The organism is Pseudomonas sp. PB101 (assembly GCF_009764265.1).
Lineage (GTDB): Bacteria > Pseudomonadota > Gammaproteobacteria > Pseudomonadales > Pseudomonadaceae > Aquipseudomonas.
The window spans coordinates 120,569-137,170 of record NZ_RWIR01000007.1; the positions used below are offsets into that span (position 1 = coordinate 120,569).

Here is a 16,602-nt window from a genome sequence, read left to right on the forward strand (position 1 = left end):
TCAGGGGATTCGAAATCCCCTGGAGAATCCGACCGCTGGTGACAACCGAGTCATTTCGTCCCCCTCAGGCTAGTGGCCTGACGCTTCCCGGGTCTGGCAAACACCCCGCGAAATGGTAAGAAGTCCTTTCATTGCGGCGCTGGCACCTGATAAATACTGATCCAGCCCCTTCATCTGATCCCCGGTGTAATCAATCATGCAACGACAATTCGACGATCTTCAGTTAGGCAGCATCGAACTGTTTTGCCTGGCCGCCGAGGCTGGCAGCTTCACCGCCGCAGCGCTGGTGGCGGGTGTCACCCCCGCTGCCGTGAGCCGTTCGGTGTCGCGCATGGAGGAACGCCTTGGTGTACGTCTGTTCGCGCGCACCACCCGCAGTGTGAAAATGACCGACAGTGGTCGCCGTTATTACGAAGAATGTCGCCAGGCGCTGGCGCAACTGGTCGAGGCCCAGCGCGAGGTCATGGGCCAACAGCAAGTGCCGTCCGGCACATTGCGCATCAGCATTCCGACCACCTACGCGCATCATCGAATCCTGCCGCTGCTACCGGAGTTTCGGGCGCGTTACCCGGCAGTGAAGGTCGAGTCGCACATCAGCAATCGCAACATCGATTTCGTCGGCGAAGGCTACGACATGGCGATTCGGGTGCGAGCCATCCCGGATTCCGGCCTGATCGCCCGCCAGCTGGAAGATGCCGCCCTGGTGATGATCGCCAGCCCTGACTACCTGAAACGGGCCGGCACCCCACAAACCCTCGACGACCTCGAACACCACGAGTGCATTCAGTACGAATTGCCCAGCAGCGGCCGGCGCATTGCCTGGCTGTTCAACGATGAAGGCCTGCCCCGGGAGATTCTGGCCGAGGGCAGCCTCAGTTGTTCCGATGACGTACTGGGCGGCGTGACCCTGGCCAAACACGGAGCCGGGTTGTTTCAGACCTATCGTTTTATTGTTGAAAATGAATTGGCCGACGGCTCGCTGGTGGAAGTGCTCAAGCCCTATGGCGGACGCTCGCGGCCATTCACGCTGCTGTACCCGCAAAGTCGCCACGTGCCGTTGCGCCTGAGGGCGTTCATCGATTTTCTGGTGGAACATTTACCGCGCTAAACACAGAAAGTGTCCGATCACCGCCCACAATGCGCCAGTGTGCCGTCTCTCCAATTGACCGAATTAACTAGTTAGTACAATTTATCTCTACAGGCCGTGAACCTCGGCCGATTCCAAAAATAATAAGTGGAGAGATTCCGATGTCCCCTATCGTTCTGGTGCTCAACGGCCCGAATCTGAACCTGCTCGGCACCCGTGAACCGGCGACCTACGGCCACGAAACCCTGGCAGACATTTCGTCCCTGTGCGCACGCGCCGCCGAAGAGTTCGGCCTGGCGGTGGAGTTTCGCCAGACCAACCATGAAGGCGAATTGCTCGACTGGATTCACGCCGCCCGTGGTCGCTGCGCCGGGATCGTGATCAACCCGGCTGCCTGGACCCACACCTCGGTCGCCATCCGCGACGCCCTGGTCGCCAGCGAGCTGCCGGTCATCGAAGTCCACCTGTCCAACGTGCATGCCCGCGAAGCCTTTCGCCACCACTCGTTCGTATCCGCCATTGCCACCGCGGTGATGGCCGGTTTTGGCAGTCACGGCTACCGCCTGGCGCTGGAACACTTCAGCCATCGTTTGAAGGGGTGATCGCCGTGACTCAGAACAACGTGGTACTGGCCGGGCTGATCGGCGCCGGCATCCAGGCTTCCCGCACACCGGCCTTGCACGAGCACGAAGGCGATGCCCAGGGGGTGCGCTACCTGTATCGCCTGATTGATCTTGATCAGCTGAAACTCGACAGCAACGCCCTGCCCGACCTGTTGATGGCTGCCGAGCGCATGAACTTCACCGGGCTGAACATCACCTTTCCCTGCAAGCAGGCGATCATCCCGTTGCTCGACGAACTCTCGCCAGAGGCACGCGGTATCGGTGCGGTCAACACGGTGGTGCTCAAGGATGGCAGACGCATCGGCCACAACACCGATTGCCTGGGCTTTGCCGAGGGTTTTCGCCGGGGCTTGAAAGGCGTTGCCGTTGAGCGTGTCGTACAGATGGGCGCTGGCGGCGCAGGTGCGGCGGTAGCCCACGCGTTGTTGAGCGAAGGCGTACAACAGCTGAGCATTTTCGATGTGGACATCCGCCGCGCCCAGGATCTGGCCGACAACCTCAATCAGCATTTCGGCGTCGGCCGGGCGGTGGCCGGCTATGACCTGCCGAGCGCCATGACCCAAGCTGACGGCCTGGTGAACACCACACCGATGGGCATGAAAAAACTGCCGGGCATGCCGGTGCCGGTGGAGTTGCTGCGGGCCGAATTGTGGGTGGCGGAGATCGTTTACTTCCCGCTGGAAACCGAACTGCTGCGCAACGCCCGCGCCCTCGGTTGCCGAACACTGGACGGCGGCAACATGGCGGTGTTCCAAGCGGTGAAGGCGTTCGAACTGTTCAGCGGCGTGGTCCCGGATGCCCAGCGAATGCTTGAGCATTTCCAGAGCATGGATGACTGAAGCGGCACATTTGCCGATTCGTAGGAGCCGGCTTGTTGGCGATGGCGATCATGCAGACGCGATCGCCAGCAAGCCGGCTCCTACAAAGGCGATTCACACAGCTGTATCAGGCTTGCAGGTAACGCAACACCGACTCGCAAATCATCTCCCGATGACGCTGCTTGATGCGTTCGTCCGGCAGGTCTATCTGAAAAATCTCACCAAAGGTGTGGCGGTTCGAGACGCGATAGAAGCAGAACGAACTGATCAACAGGTGCACATCCAGCGGATCGAGCCCGGCACGGAACAGCCCTTGCTCGGCGCCGCGACGCAGAATCTCGCCCAGTGAATCGAGGATGGTGTTGTTCATCGCCTTGATCGCATCGGAGCGCTTCACATACTCGGCGTTGTGAATGTTCTCGATGCTGACGATGCGCACGAAATCGACGTTGCGATCATGGTGATCGAAGGTGAACTCCACCAGCCGCCGAATCGCCTCGACCGGCGCCAGCTCCGCCAGGTGCAGGCGATTTTCGGTGTTGCGGATATCGCCGTAGAGTTTCTCCAGTACCTCGACGTAGAGCTGTTCCTTACTGCCGAAGTAGTAATAGATCATGCGCTTGGAGGTGTGGATGCGCTCGGCGATGGCATCGACGCGCGCCCCGGAAAGCCCCTGCTGGACGAATTCGACGATCGCCTCCTGCAGGATGTTTTCGCGGGTCTTTTCCGGGTTGTTCTTACGACTCTTGCGCGGCTCGACGCTGGGTTCTACGGAGGCTGCGGGGAGTTCTGAGGTCATTGTCATTGCGGGCTCACGGCCATCACTGCACAGGCTGGCGATTATGGGCCGCGCGGCACGGTGAGGGAACCCGCGCGGCCCACGTTTAATCCCGCGTTTACGAATTTCCTACAACTTCGCCTGACGCAACGCGCCGCTGCGGGATTTGGCCATGGCCGCCAATCGCACTGCGACGTTGGCCGCGCCGTAGCCGGCATAACCGTTTTTACGCTGGATGATCTCGAAGAAGAATCGCCCCTCGAACGGCTCGGTGTACACATGGAACAGTTCACCGCCCTGGGCGTCGCGGTCGTACAACACATTGTAGTAGGCCAGTTCGCTAAGGAACTCGTCGTCGAAGTCGAACCGCGCCGCCAGGTCATCGTAATAGTTGAGCGGGATATCCAGCAGCGGCACCCCCGCCTCTTTGGCACGGCTGACCTGGGCAAAGATGTCATCACAGTCAAACGCGATGTGATGCACACCGGAGCCGCGATAACTCGACAGCGCGTGAGAGATCGCGGTGTTGCGGTTTTCGGAAATGTTCAGCGGCAGGCGGATCGAACTGTCCCGGCTACGCAAGGCACGGCTCTTCACCAGACCATACGGATCGGGCAACACCACTTCGTCGTCGGCCTCGAAGTCCAGCAGGCTCTTGTAGAACAGCACCCAACTGTCGAGGCTGTCGGCCGGCAGTGCCATGGCCATGTGGTCGATGCGCTTGAGACCACCGCCGACCGGCGCATCCGCCAGCAGATTGAAGTCGGTACCGTAGACATCGGCATCCTGGTCCACCAGATAGATCAGGCTGCCATCCGGCGCACGCACTGCCGCCAGCTCCAATTCATTGGGCCCGACCAGCCCGCGATAGGGCTGGCCCTTGTAGGCCACGGCACGGGCCAATGCGCTCGCGCTGTCCTTGACGCGCACAGCGGTAGCACACAGCGACGGGCCGTGGGCTTCGAAAAAGCTGTGGCCGAAGGAGTAAGGCTCTGAGTTGAGGATCAGGTTGATATCGCCCTGGCGCAGCAGGCTCACGCTCTTGGAACGATGCTGCCCGGCCTTGACGAAGCCCAGTCGCTCCAGCCAGTGGGAGAGCTTGGCGCCGAGGCTTTCGTCCACGGCGAACTCAAGAAACTCGATGCCGTTGTATTCACTGGCCTTGGGCGTTTCGAACAGAATCTCGGGGTTGGCCGCAGGCTTGGCTTCGCGCGCCAGACGCTCGCGGGTCTTCTCTTCCAGATACAGCAGCGAACGCAATCCGTCGGCGGCGTTGGCTCGCGGCGGCGCGGCGCGGAAACCGTCGTTGAAAATCTCCAGCGACAAGGGCCCGGTGTAGCCGCTCTTGATGATCGGCGCGAGGAACCCCGGCAAATCGAATTCACCCTGGCCCGGGAAGCAGCGGAAATGCCGGCTCCACTCCAGCACGTCCATGGCCAGGATCGGCGCGTCGGCCATTTGCACGAAGAAGATCTTGTCGCCGGGAATCTCGGCGATGGCACTGGGATCACCCTTGAGCGACAGGGTGTGAAAGCTGTCCAGCAACACGCCAAGGCTTGGGTGATCGGCCTGGCGCACGATGTTCCACACCTGTTGATACGTGTTCACATGCCGGCCCCAGGCCAGCGCCTCGTAACCGATGCGCAGACCACGGGCCCCGGCGTGCTCAGCCAGCAGGCGCAAATCGTCGACTAAAATCTGTTCATCACCGATGGAGTCGGCCGAGGCGTTGCTGCACACCAGCACAAGGTCGGTGCCCAGTTCCTGCATCAGGTCGAATTTGCGCTCAGCGCGTTCCAGGTTGCGCGACAACCGGTCACGCCGACAGCCTTCAAAATCACGGAAGGGTTGAAACAGGGTGATGGCGATCCCGAGATCGGCGCACATCTGTTTAATTTCCCGCGGGCTGCCGTCGTAGTAGAGAAGGTCGTTTTCGAAAATCTCCACACCGTCGAACCCGGCGGCGGCAATGGCTTCGAGTTTTTCCGGCAGGGTACCGCTCAAGGATACGGTGGCAATGGAACGCTGCATGTTTCGACTCCCGGTGGAGGCTTCGGCTGCAGGGAATTTGCGCCGATTTTAAAAGAGTGAGCGGATTATTGAGCTGACGAAGGTATTGGGCAATTCAAAGTGTACTACCCAGTTAGTTTTGTGTTCGATTATCGAACAAAATGGTCGTTGGCGAATTGACGATTTTTTGTCCACTGCCCAACATCGACCCCACATTGAGTCCGAACTCGCAGCACCGGCCGCGATGTCCAAAACACCAAATAACAAATTCAAAAAACGGGTGGTACATATGCTTCCTTCCCAAAGCTCACGCATGGCTCCGGCCATGAGCGTCACTGCCGGTGGTATCGGCGACAAAATCCGCGGCGCCATGGCAGTCGGCAAAACCCGTTGGGGCATGCTGGCGCTGGTGTTTTTCGCCACCACCCTGAACTACATCGACCGCGCCGCCCTGGGCGTGATGCAACCCATCCTGGCCAAGGAAATGAGCTGGACGGCGATGGATTACGCCAACATCAACTTCTGGTTCCAGGTGGGTTACGCCATCGGTTTCGTGCTGCAAGGCCGGTTGATCGACCGGGTCGGCGTGAAACGGGTGTTCTTCTGCGCCGTGCTGCTCTGGAGCCTGGCGACCGGCGCCCATGGCCTGGCCACTTCGGCGGTCGGCTTCATGGTCTGCCGCTTCATCCTCGGCCTGACCGAAGCCGCCAACTACCCGGCCTGCGTGAAAACCACGCGCCTGTGGTTCCCGGCCGGTGAACGCGCAGTAGCCACCGGCATTTTCAACGCCGGTACCAACGTCGGTGCGATGTTCACCCCGATGCTGCTGCCGCTGATCCTGCACGTCTGGGGCTGGCAGGCCGCGTTCCTGTGCATGTCGGCACTGGGCGGGATCTGGCTGCTGTTCTGGGGCCTGAAGTACTTCAACCCGGAAGATCACCCGAGCGTCAAACAGTCGGAACTGGACTACATCCAGAACGAAGTCGAACCGGAACAGACCCGCGTACCCTTCTCGAAGATCCTGCGCATGCGTGGCACCTGGGCTTTCGCCCTCGCCTACTCGATCACCGCGCCGGTGTTCTGGTTCTACCTGTACTGGCTGCCGCCGTTCCTCAACCAGCAATACAACCTGGGCATCAACGTGACCCAGATGGGCATTCCGCTGATCATCATCTACCTCACTGCCGACTTCGGCAGCGTTGGCGGCGGCATCCTCTCCTCGTTCCTGATCGGTCGCGGCGTCAACCCGATCAAGGCGCGACTGATGTCCATGTTCCTGTTCGCCTGCTGCATCATCGGCGTGATCATGGCGGCCGGCTCCAGCAACCTGTGGGTCGCGGTGGCCGCCATCTCCCTGGCCATCGGCGCGCACCAGGCCTGGACCGCGAACATCTGGAGCCTGGTGATGGACTACACGCCCAAGCACATGATGAGTACGGTGTTCGGCTTCGGCGGCATGTGTGCGGCGATTGGCGGGATGTTCATGACCCAGTTGGTCGGCCACATCCTGACCATCACCAACAACAACTACACCGTGCTGTTCACCATGATTCCGGCGATGTACTTCATCGCGCTGACCTGGATGTACTTCATGGCACCGCGCAAGATTCCGACCGTCACCGACTGAAGTTCGGTGCACTGTAGGAGCGAGCATGCTCGCGAAAATCCTGAGAGCGACGCGGGCATCCAGACAACCCGCGTCATCGTTAACGGACATCGCGAGCAGGCTCGCTCCTACAGGTCTTTTACCGGCGGCTTTGCTGCCAGGCCGCCGCCAACCCGCTGCAGCAGATCACGGCAATGCCGAGCACGGTGGTCAGTGTCGGCGTGTGGGAAAACAGCAGCCAGCCGAGCAGGCCGGCGAAGATGATCTGGCAATAGCTGAACGGCGCCAGCAGTGCCGGTGCCGCGAGGCGGAAAGCCTGGGTCAGGAACAGGTGTGCCGTCATCCCGCAGGCCCCCAGCGCCAGCATCATCGCGCCGTGTACCAGGTTCGGCGTCTGCCAGAAGAACGGCACCAGCGCACTCATCACCAGCGTGTTGCACAAGCCCGCAAAAAAGTTGCTGGTGGTCGGGCTGTCGATCTCGCTGAGCTTGCGCGTCAGCAGTTGATAGAAGCAGAAAAACAGTGCCGAGCAGAACGGCAGCAACACCGCCGGGGTAAACAGATCTCCGCCCGGGTGAACAATGATCAGCACCCCGCTGAAACCGAAAATCACCGCCAGCCATTGCCCCCGCGTCACGCGTTCGCCAAGCAACGGCACCGACAACGCGGTGACCAATACCGGTGCGAGGAAGTTGACCGACGTGGCTTCGGCCAACGGGATGTACATCAGCCCCGTGGTAAAAAACAGACTGGTGCCCAGCAGGCACAGCGCCCGGATCAGTTGCAGCAACGGCCGTTTGGTACGCAGCACACGCAGCCCGGATTGCGGCAGGAAAATCCCGGCCATCAGCAGGGTGTGAACCACGTAACGCGCCCAGACCACCATGACGATGGGATAGAAACCGGAAAGGTATTTGGAAAAGGCGTCGTGGCTGGAAAACAGGAAGGTTGCGACAACGATCAGCAGGATCCCTTTGAAGGGCTGATTGACGCCGGAAAGCGGAGTGCTGACGGTCATTGGGTTTCCTTACTTGAAATCATGTAGGAGCGAGCTTGCTCGCGATGATCGTCAACGATGATGATGGCCGCCTGGACAAACACGGCGCCCTCACGTCCATCGCGAGCAAGCTCGCTCCTACAAGCGATAGGTGCGCAGCACCGATTACAGACGCGCCAACAACGCTATGGTTTTATCCAAAGCCATTCGCGCCCGATCCAATCCACTCACACCCTGCTCCAGCAACTGCACGGTGGGAATCTCCAGGCTCAACGGTATGTCAGCCGGCAAACCGCGCAACAACCCCTGCAAATCACAATCGCCATCACCGGGAAAGCGCCGTTCGTTACGCGCCTGACGCAAGATCTCCGCCATATCGGACGGTCGTGGTCCTGCGACGTCACACAACTGTGCATACCGTAACCGTGAGGGGGCAACCTTGGCCAGTTCTTCCAACCGCGATCCAGAGCGGTCGAAGTGGAAGGCGTCGACCAGTACACCACCGTTTTCACGCCCGGCGTTTTCCACGATACGCGCCGCCTGTTGCAGATTGCGCGCATCGGTCCAGGGCATGAACTCCAGATGCGGGTGCAAGCCATAGCGTGCAGCCAGATCACAGAGCTCGGCAAAATGCTCGGTCAGTCGTTGTTCGTCAGGATCGTTGCCGGCCACCAGCAACTCACTGGCGCCGAACTCGGCACCCACTGCGAGGATTTTCTCGAAGTCGGCGACGACGGTCTGTGGCTTGAGACGCAGGATTTCGACGTCCAGCACCCTGATACCGGTATCGCGCAGACGCGCCAGGGTCTGGCGGCGCAATTCGCTGTCGCCCACCAGGGCAAAATGGTGTTCCTCAGGGGTCGCTGGCACCAGGCGCAAGCCGACATGGCTGTAGCCGGCCCGCGCGGCGACCTCGACCATCTCGGGCGGCGACAACTCCAGCACGGTCAGGCTGGCGAGGGAGAAAATGCGTTCGCTCATGTTCACTCCTCGATCAGGGATGGCGTGCAGGCACGACCGGTTTCGGCAGCTTCGCGGATGGCTTCGATCAGCGCCAACGTACGCGCGGCATCGGCGGCACTCACCAGCGGCTCGACCTCTCGACGGGCAACGCGCACGAAGTGCTGTAACTGCAGGCGCAGGGCTTCATCGGCACTGAAGCTTTCCTGGGTCGTCAGCAACGGTTGATGCCAGCCGCCATCGACTTCGTTGTAGTGCCAGCGTTTAAGCTGCGGAATGCTCAGCGCCCCAGCCGTTCCGGCCAGCAGGTAGCACGGTTGATCAGGATGACGTGGATACACCGGGTTCTCCCCGGAATCCAGCTCCCAACTCCAGGGCGCAGCCACCGCATCCGAGCCGGTCAGGCTGCCCAGTGCACCGTTATCGAATTGCAGCAGCACGGCTGCGCAATCTTCGTTGGCAAAGCCGCGTATGGCGTTGCTGGTGATGGCCTGAACCTGACGCACCTCGCCGCACAAGTGCCGCAGCAGATCGAGGTCGTGGATCAGGTTGGTCAGCAGCATCCCCGCACCGGCCTCGCGCCGCCAGGGTGTTTCGAAATAGCTGTCGGGCTTGCGCAACTGCCAGAGCGCCGTGACCGTGGTCAACCGCCCCAGTGCGCCGCTGTGGACAAGTTCGTGGGCGCGGACGATCAGTGGATTGTGCCGGCGGTGATGTCCGACCAATACCGGAACGCCACTGGCCTTCGAGGCAGCCACCAGTTCCCTGGCTTCAGCCAGGTGCACGCCCACCGGTTTTTCCAGCAACACCGGCACGCCGGTCGCCAGGCAATCGAGGGCCGTGCCGACGTGCTGCGTGTTCGGGTTGGCGACGATGACAGCGTCTGGCTTTGCCTGCTCCAGCATCTGACGATGATCGGCGAAACAGGCTACGCCCCATTGTGCCGCAAGACTGGCCGCCTGCGGTCCGGGATCGGCCACGGCGCACAGCGTCGCTTCAGTCAGGGATTGCAGGTGCTGGTAGTGCTGCTGGCCCATGTTGCCAGCACCGATCAGGGCGATGCGAAGTGGCGAATTCAAGATGCGGTCCTCTTGTGAGTGTTATTGGAGCGATGAATTCCAATAATCTAGAACCGAGTTCCAGATTCTTACACAGACCAATCCTGAAAGTGTTCGAACAGCGCACAGCTTTAAAACTGCCCAGACTCAGACAAACAACTCCGACGCCAAACTCGCCGCCGACAACTCCTCGGTAAATGCCAACAACAATGGCGCCAGCTCATGCAGCCGCGCCCCCGGCATCCGTGCGCTCGGGCCGGCAATGCTGAGCACGCCGATCACCCGTCCATCCGCGGGATGACGCACCACCGCCGCAATGGCTGAGGTCCCCACTGCCGAGCTTTCCTCGACCCAGGCGTAGCCCTGCTCCCGCGCCAGACGCAGGCGTTCGAGCAATTCGATGTTGGAGCGTGGCGCGTTCGGCCCTACGTGTTCCGGCACCTGTGCACCCTGGCGCTCCACCAGAGACAAGGCTTCGGCATCGCTCATGCACGCCAGCCACGCATGTCCGGAGGCTGTGTAGAACAACGGCGCATCTCGTCCCATGTCCGGGTCGTAACGCAGACCGGAGCGCGCACCCTGGGACTTGGCGATCCAGGTCTGGCGTTCGCCATCGATCACTCCGAGACGCACCAGTTCGCCGGTTTCCTGCGCCAGGCGATCAAGCACCGGCTGCACAATGTCGGCACCGCTGCTCGACAAATAACGAAAACCCATCGCCACCAGCTTGGTCGAGAGGTGATAACGCAGATTATCCGGATTCTGCCGCACATAACCGAGGCGGATCAGTTCGGCCAACAGGCGATGGGTGGCGCTCTTGGGGATGTCCAGTTGCTCCGCCAGGGTCTGCATGGGCAGGCCACGAGGGTCGCTGGTGAGGCTTTCGAGCACACTGAAAACACGTTCGATCTGACTGCCGGCCATGGTCGCTTCCACACAAAATTTGTTCGATTCTAGAAGACATCCAGTCGAATGCGAAATCTGGAACTGACCGTTCGATAACCGCCCGCTTTACGCCACCCAGACTTGTCCGACTTCACCGGACTCCTATATTTTTTGGAACCAGATTCCAAAATAATAAAACGCCGGAGTTCAACCAATGCCTGCCCAAGCGCACTTTCTTCCCGACGTCGACTGCGATGTGCTGATCGTTGGCTCCGGTGCGGCGGGACTGTCAGCAGCCGTGACCGCCGCGTGGCACGGGCTGAAAGTCATAGTGGTGGAAAAGGACCCTGTGTTCGGCGGTGCCACGGCCTGGTCCGGTGGCTGGGCCTGGGTGCCGTGCAACCCGTTGGCCCGGCGTGCCGGCATCGTCGAAGACGTTGAACTGCCGCGCACTTACCTCAAACACGAACTGGGCGAGCGCTTTGATCCGGCGATGATCGACGCTTTCCTGGAGGCCGGCCCGCGAATGGTCTCGTTCTTCGAACAGCACACCACGCTGCAATTCGCCGACGGCAACGCCATTGCCGACATTCACGGTGACACACCCGGGGCAGGCACCGGTGGACGTTCGGTGATCGCAGCCCCCTACGACGCAAGAAAAGTCGGCACACTGCTCAGGCGTCTGCGCAAAACCATGCGGGAAACCTCGTTCATGGGCATGCCGATCATGGCGGGGGCGGACCTCACGGCCTTCCTCAACCTGACCCGCTCCCTGTCGGCGGCCTGGCACGTTACGCGGCGTTTCAGTCGTCACCTGATCGACCTCGCCACGCATGGCCGGGCGATGCAACTGGTCAACGGCGTTGCCCTGGTGGCGCGCCTGGCAAAATCCGCCGACGACCTCGGCGTGTTGCTCTGGGAGTCGGCGCCCGTGACCGGCTTGCTGCGCGAGAACGATCAGGTGCGAGGTGCCGTGGTCAGCACCGCCAAAGGTTCGGTGCGCATCCATGCACGCAAGGCCGTGGTGCTCGCCGCCGGTGGTTTCGCCAATGACATCGAACGGCGCAAGGCCCTGTTCCCCCGCACGCCAACCGGGCATGAGCACCTGGCCTTGCCGCCCCTCGGCGTTTGCGGCGATGGCCTGCGCCTGGGCGAAAGCGCCGGCGCCCGGGTGAACAGCGACATGGCGTCAGCCGTCGCCTGGGCGCCGGTCTCACAAGTGCCGCACAGCGACGGCAGCACGGGACACTTCCCGCACATCATCGAGCGGGGCAAACCGGGCATCATCGGTGTGCTGAGCAACGGCCGGCGCTTCGTCAATGAAGCCAACGGCTACTACGACTACGTCACGGCCATGGTCGCCGCCGCCCCGCCGGGTGAAGAGGTGGCGTCGTGGCTGATCTGCACCCATGGCTTTCAGCGTCGATATGGCCTGGGCATCTCCCGGCCATTTCCGGTGCCGCTGTCATCCTTCATCCGCAGCGGCTATCTGAAAACCGGCAATACGCTTGAGGAATTGGCGGCCGCCTGTGGCATAGACCCGATTGGCTTGCGTAGCACGGTGTCGGACTACAACCGCCACGCCCGCAACGGCGAAGACCCGCAGTTCGGTCGTGGTTCCACGCCTTACAACCGCAAGCAGGGTGACGCGTTACAGCAACCCAACCCCTGCGTCGCGCCGATCAAACAAGGCCCGTTCTATGCCGTGAAGGTCCAGCCCGGCTGTTTCGGCACCTTCGCCGGACTCAAGGTCAACCAACACGCCCAGGTCCTGGACGACTGCGCGCAGCCCATCGCCGGGCTGTATGCGGCGGGCGGCGACATGGCCAGCATCATGGGCGGTCACTACCCCGCCGGCGGCATCAATCTCGGCCCGGCGCTGACCTTTGGCTACATAGCCGCGCGCCATATCGCAGGCGTCACGGCTTATGAAAAGGAGATCGACCATGCAGCACATCGTTAACGCACAGGGTTTGAACATGCCGAAACTCGGCCTCGGCACCTGGCCGATGCTCGGCGAGGAATGCACCCGTGCCGTGGAGCAGGCCCTGGCCCTGGGTTACCGGCACATCGACACGGCAGCGGCCTACAACAACGAAGACGCTGTCGGTCAGGCGCTGGCGAACAGTCCGATACCCCGCGGGCAGATCCACGTCACGAGCAAAGTCTGGTGGGACCAACTGCAACCCGACGCCATGCGTCATTCCATGGACCGCAGCCTCAAGGCCCTGCGCAGCGAATACGTCGACCTGTTCATGCTCCATTGGCCGACCACCGATTGGGATTTACCGCTCACAATCGAGACCCTGGTGTCGTTCAAGGAACAAGGCCTGGCGCGCAACATTGGCGTGGCGAACTTTCCACTGCCCTTGCTACGCAAAGTCGTCGAAGAACTCGGCGCGCCGCTGTCGGCGATCCAGGTCGAGTACCACGTGCTGCTCGGACAAAACGCCCTGCTCGACTACGCCCGTCAACACGATATGGCGCTGACGGCCTACACGCCGCTGGCCCGCAACAAGGTATCCGACATCCCGGCCATCCAGCAGATCGCCGCGAAACACAGCGTGCTGCCGACCCAGGTCGCGCTCAAATGGCTGCTCGATCAGCCCAACGTGGCCGCGATCCCCAAGGCCAGCAGCGAGGCCAATCAACTGGCCAATCTCGCGGCGCTGCAAGTGCAACTGGATGACCAGGACCGTTCCTTGATCGCCAGCCTGTCCAAACGCGAGCGTCAGGTCAGTCCTGACTTTGCGCCGGTGTGGGATGCGTTCGACCAGTAACCGCGAAATGGTCACCGGCGATCCGCGACATCCGTCAGAACGCAGGTGGCCTTACCAGTCCTTACACATTTCTCCTGCGCACCATTCCCGGTGAGGTTATTCATGGACCCGGCGATAAACGCCCCATCAATCCATGAGAGGCCGCAACCATGTTATGGAACAAAGCAAGACGCAGCGACAACGTAAACGACACGCGCGAGGGCAAGGATGCCCGCACCACTACAGGGAAAACACTAGGCGTCGGACTGGCTGTCATTGCACTGGCAGGCGCAGGAGCTTATTTGACCCTGGATACGGCACCGGACGCTCCCGCGAACACCCCGCCTCCACCCCCCAGCGCGCTATCGATTGAACCCTCAGAAGATCAGCAACTGAAGTTTGTCCAGGCCGTGCTCGGTGATACCGAAGACACCTGGAAACAACTTTTTGCCGAAACGGGACGGCGTTATCCGCCACCCGTACTGACGCTGTTCAACGATGGCGTGGCCTCGGGATGTGGTTACGCCGGCTCCAGCATTGGTCCGTTCTATTGCCCGAGCAATCGTCAGGTCTACCTCGATCCGGAGTTCTTCGAAAAGATCGAACGGCAGTCAGTGATCGGTGATTTCGCGCGGGCCTACATCATCGCTCACGAGGTCGGCCATCACGTACAGCTTGAACTGGGATTGTCCGCCCCCTTCGAGAAAGCCTTGCTCGATCAACAACCGGTCAGTGGTGATGGCGGCCTGGAAGTGCGCGCGGAACTGCAGGCCGACTGCCTGGCCGGTGTTTGGGCACACCATGCGCAAAAACGTCTGGATTGGCTGGAGCCCGGTGATATAGAAGCTGCCCTGAATGCCGCTACGGTGTTCGGTGACGACTACATGCAACGCTCGCGAAATGTCCCGGTTCGGCCCGAAACATTCAGCCACGGCACCTCAAGGCAGCGCGTGGACTGGTTCAAGACTGGATTCGATACAGGTCTGACGAAAGCATGCGATACCTTCGCCGCCGAAAATCTGTGACTTCATCCGTCAATGCGGTTGCTAATGTGACAGCACGGATAGAACCGGCGCCGTTAAAGGCTGTCTGACGACCGGGCTGGCGCCGTTCCCACTTGGCAGCAACACTCATCGCACGGACAACCAGAGGATTCCCACATGCTATGGAAAAAAGGCCGACGCAGCGACAACGTAGTCGACGCCCGTGGCGATGATGTTGGCGGCGGCGGCGGCGGCGGCATGCGGTTCGGCGGTGGCAAGGGCCTGAGCCTGACGGCGATCCTGTTGATCGTCGGCATCGGCTGGATCACCGGCCAGGACCCGCTGCAAATCCTCGGACAACTGACCGAGCAAATGGGCCAGCAAACGGCGCCCGCTACCAACCAGAGTCGCCAGGCACCGCCGGCCAATGATGAAAGCGCGGAGTTCGTGCGTTCGATCCTCGGCGACACCGAGGACACCTGGGGTGCGATTTTCCAGCAGGCCGGTCGCCAATACAAAGAACCGACCCTGGTGCTGTTCAGCAACCGCGTGAATTCGGCCTGCGGCCTGGCCACCTCGGCAACCGGCCCGTTCTATTGCCCGGCGGATCAGAAGGTCTACCTGGACATGGCGTTTTTCCAGGAAATGTCCCAACGTTTTTCCGCCGCGGGCGACTTCGCCCAGGCCTACGTGATCGCTCACGAAGTCGGACACCATGTGCAAACCCTGCTGGGGGTGTCCGCAAAAATTCAGGCCGCGCGCCAACAAGGCCGGCAGATGGAAGGCGACGGCGGTTTGCTGGTTCGCCAGGAACTGCAAGCCGATTGCCTGGCCGGCGTCTGGGCCAACAATGCGCAGAAGCGCCTGAACTGGCTGGAACCAGGCGACATCGAAGAAGCACTGAACGCGGCAAACGCCATCGGCGACGATCGTTTGCAGCAACAGGGTCAGGGCCGCGTGGTCCCGGACTCGTTCACCCACGGTACGTCAGCGCAACGGGTGCGCTGGTTCAAAACCGGTTTCGCCCAAGGCCAGGTTGGCCAGTGCGATACCTTTGCGACGAAAAATCTGTAAATGAAGAAGTGGTTGTTAGTTGTTCTGTTTACTTGCGCAACGTCCCAGGCCGCCGAGCAAGGGGTCAAGGAACTCAGTCCCGGGCGCTTGCTGTTGAAATCAGGTGAAATCGCGGTGGGCATAAGCCCCGCCCCGGCAAATATCGAGCGGGTGCTGATCATCATCCACGGGCGTTTGCGCAACGCGCAAACCTATCTGCAAAGCGGCGAACACGCTGCCGAACTGGCCGGGCAGAGCGCTACGACCCTGGTGATCGCCCCGCAGTTTCTCAATGAAACCGACGTCGCGGCCCATCCGGTGGCCGACACGGTCTTGCGCTGGCAAGGCGATGAATGGATGGCCGGCGGCGAATCCACGGCACCGTTTCGGCTGAGTTCCTACGCGGCGCTCGACGAAATCGTCGCCCGCCTGGGTGACCGCCAGCAGTTTCCGGATGTGAAGCAAATCGTCATCGCCGGGCACTCCGGCGGCGCGCAGGTGGTTCAGCGCTATGCATTGCTCGGCCACGCGCAGTCCGGCCTCGATGCGGCTGGCGTGCAGGTGCGCTACGTGATCGCCAACCCGTCCTCCTACGCCTATTTCGATGAGCGCCGGCCCGTGGCGTTCAGCCACGCGGGTTGTCCGCAATTCAATCGCTGGAAGTATGGGCTGTCGGATTTACCGGCCTACGCCGAAGGACAAACCGCGGCGCAACTGCAGGAAAGCTACCTCAAGCGTGAAGTCGTTTACCTGCTGGGGCAGCAGGACATCGACCCGAACCATCCGGCGCTGGACAAGAGCTGCGAAGCCCGGGCACAGGGACCCTATCGATTGGCGCGTGGGCGTTTTTACTTTGATTACCTGAAGCGCCTGCAACCGCAAGGGCTGAATCAGCAACTGGTTGAAGTGCCCGGAGTCGGGCATAACGGTGACGGGATGTTTACCTCGCCGGAGGGGCAAAAGGCTTTGTTCCCGTAGGAGCTGG

General features: G+C 61.2%; 15 protein-coding genes. 9 read left to right on the top strand and 6 right to left on the bottom strand.

All coding sequences use genetic code 11. From position 1 onward, the window contains the following. The first annotated feature begins 196 nt into the window (after positions 1-196). The 3 genes from EI969_RS01995 (at position 197) to EI969_RS02005 (ending at position 2,549) form a co-directional block, all read left to right on the top strand. Positions 197-1,108 carry a LysR family transcriptional regulator gene (locus EI969_RS01995; RefSeq protein ID WP_160385690.1) on the top strand — a complete coding sequence of 304 codons (912 nt, stop codon included), beginning with the start codon at positions 197-199 and terminating at the stop codon, positions 1,106-1,108. A 140-nt stretch (positions 1,109-1,248) separates the two neighbouring features. Then, positions 1,249-1,689, top strand: a complete 441-nt coding sequence (gene aroQ, locus EI969_RS02000) for a type II 3-dehydroquinate dehydratase (RefSeq protein WP_160385691.1) — start codon at positions 1,249-1,251, stop codon at positions 1,687-1,689. Positions 1,690-1,694: 5 nt separating this feature from the next. Next, complete coding sequence (locus tag EI969_RS02005) at positions 1,695-2,549, top strand: shikimate dehydrogenase (RefSeq protein WP_160385692.1); 855 nt, start codon at positions 1,695-1,697, stop codon at positions 2,547-2,549. 106 nt (positions 2,550-2,655) lie between these two features. On the opposite strand, the gene EI969_RS02010 is transcribed toward EI969_RS02005, so the two are convergent. Continuing rightward, positions 2,656-3,333, bottom strand: a complete 678-nt coding sequence (locus EI969_RS02010) for a TetR family transcriptional regulator (protein ID WP_160385693.1) — start codon at positions 3,331-3,333, stop codon at positions 2,656-2,658. A gap of 102 nt (positions 3,334-3,435) precedes the next feature. Next, the gene (quiC, locus tag EI969_RS02015) at positions 3,436-5,337 is read right to left on the bottom strand and encodes a 3-dehydroshikimate dehydratase QuiC (protein WP_160385694.1); all 1,902 of its coding nucleotides are present in this window, start codon (positions 5,335-5,337) and stop codon (positions 3,436-3,438) included. Between the two features lie 268 nt (positions 5,338-5,605). Here quiC and EI969_RS02020 point away from each other — a divergent pair, with 268 nt between their 5' ends. After that, positions 5,606-6,943 (top strand): MFS transporter, encoded by a 1,338-nt coding sequence (locus EI969_RS02020; protein WP_160385695.1) that lies wholly within the window; start codon positions 5,606-5,608, stop codon positions 6,941-6,943. A 118-nt stretch (positions 6,944-7,061) separates the two neighbouring features. On the opposite strand, the gene EI969_RS02025 is transcribed toward EI969_RS02020, so the two are convergent. The 4 genes from EI969_RS02025 to EI969_RS02040 all read right to left on the bottom strand — a co-directional run bounded on the left by EI969_RS02025 (position 7,062) and on the right by EI969_RS02040 (position 10,861). Then, a complete protein-coding gene (locus tag EI969_RS02025) occupies positions 7,062-7,940 on the bottom strand; it encodes a DMT family transporter (RefSeq protein ID WP_095965683.1) in 879 nt (292 codons plus the stop codon). Positions 7,941-8,084: 144 nt separating this feature from the next. Further along, positions 8,085-8,900 (bottom strand): sugar phosphate isomerase/epimerase, encoded by an 816-nt coding sequence (locus EI969_RS02030; protein ID WP_160385696.1) that lies wholly within the window; start codon positions 8,898-8,900, stop codon positions 8,085-8,087. 2 nt (positions 8,901-8,902) lie between these two features. After that, the gene (locus EI969_RS02035) at positions 8,903-9,958 is read right to left on the bottom strand and encodes a Gfo/Idh/MocA family protein (protein ID WP_160385697.1); all 1,056 of its coding nucleotides are present in this window, start codon (positions 9,956-9,958) and stop codon (positions 8,903-8,905) included. A gap of 126 nt (positions 9,959-10,084) precedes the next feature. Then, entirely contained in the window at positions 10,085-10,861 is a 777-nt protein-coding gene (locus EI969_RS02040) for an IclR family transcriptional regulator (protein ID WP_150716759.1), read from the bottom strand. A 175-nt stretch (positions 10,862-11,036) separates the two neighbouring features. On the opposite strand from EI969_RS02040, the gene EI969_RS02045 reads away from it, so the two are divergent. From EI969_RS02045 to EI969_RS02065, 5 genes are all read left to right on the top strand, one after another. Then, on the top strand, positions 11,037-12,785 hold the full coding sequence (locus tag EI969_RS02045) for an FAD-dependent oxidoreductase (RefSeq protein ID WP_160385698.1): 1,749 nt from the start codon (positions 11,037-11,039) through the stop codon (positions 12,783-12,785). After that, positions 12,769-13,602 (top strand): aldo/keto reductase, encoded by an 834-nt coding sequence (locus tag EI969_RS02050; RefSeq protein WP_160385699.1) that lies wholly within the window; start codon positions 12,769-12,771, stop codon positions 13,600-13,602. The genes EI969_RS02045 and EI969_RS02050 overlap by 17 nt, the downstream gene beginning before the upstream one ends. Positions 13,603-13,751: 149 nt before the next feature. Further along, complete coding sequence (locus tag EI969_RS02055) at positions 13,752-14,606, top strand: neutral zinc metallopeptidase (protein ID WP_160385700.1); 855 nt, start codon at positions 13,752-13,754, stop codon at positions 14,604-14,606. Positions 14,607-14,741: 135 nt separating this feature from the next. Next, entirely contained in the window at positions 14,742-15,638 is an 897-nt protein-coding gene (locus EI969_RS02060) for a neutral zinc metallopeptidase (protein WP_160385701.1), read from the top strand. Beyond that, a complete protein-coding gene (locus EI969_RS02065; protein WP_160385702.1) occupies positions 15,639-16,595 on the top strand; it encodes an alpha/beta hydrolase in 957 nt (318 codons plus the stop codon). Positions 16,596-16,602: the final 7 nt, after the last annotated feature.

Excerpts from the sequence above, each read along its gene's own strand:
- EI969_RS01995 (WP_160385690.1), top strand. The coding sequence starts at position 197 with ATGCAACGACAATTCGACGATCTTCAGTTAGGCAGCATCGAACTGTTT.
- aroQ (WP_160385691.1), top strand. The coding sequence starts at position 1,249 with ATGTCCCCTATCGTTCTGGTGCTCAACGGCCCGAATCTGAACCTGCTC.
- EI969_RS02010 (WP_160385693.1), bottom strand. The coding sequence starts at position 3,333 with ATGACAATGACCTCAGAACTCCCCGCAGCCTCCGTAGAACCCAGCGTC.
- quiC (WP_160385694.1), bottom strand. The coding sequence starts at position 5,337 with ATGCAGCGTTCCATTGCCACCGTATCCTTGAGCGGTACCCTGCCGGAA.
- EI969_RS02020 (WP_160385695.1), top strand. The coding sequence starts at position 5,606 with ATGCTTCCTTCCCAAAGCTCACGCATGGCTCCGGCCATGAGCGTCACT.
- EI969_RS02025 (WP_095965683.1), bottom strand. The coding sequence starts at position 7,940 with ATGACCGTCAGCACTCCGCTTTCCGGCGTCAATCAGCCCTTCAAAGGG.
- EI969_RS02030 (WP_160385696.1), bottom strand. The coding sequence starts at position 8,900 with ATGAGCGAACGCATTTTCTCCCTCGCCAGCCTGACCGTGCTGGAGTTG.
- EI969_RS02040 (WP_150716759.1), bottom strand. The coding sequence starts at position 10,861 with ATGGCCGGCAGTCAGATCGAACGTGTTTTCAGTGTGCTCGAAAGCCTC.
- EI969_RS02045 (WP_160385698.1), top strand. The coding sequence starts at position 11,037 with ATGCCTGCCCAAGCGCACTTTCTTCCCGACGTCGACTGCGATGTGCTG.
- EI969_RS02050 (WP_160385699.1), top strand. The coding sequence starts at position 12,769 with ATGCAGCACATCGTTAACGCACAGGGTTTGAACATGCCGAAACTCGGC.
- EI969_RS02055 (WP_160385700.1), top strand. The coding sequence starts at position 13,752 with ATGTTATGGAACAAAGCAAGACGCAGCGACAACGTAAACGACACGCGC.
- EI969_RS02060 (WP_160385701.1), top strand. The coding sequence starts at position 14,742 with ATGCTATGGAAAAAAGGCCGACGCAGCGACAACGTAGTCGACGCCCGT.
- EI969_RS02065 (WP_160385702.1), top strand. The coding sequence starts at position 15,639 with ATGAAGAAGTGGTTGTTAGTTGTTCTGTTTACTTGCGCAACGTCCCAG.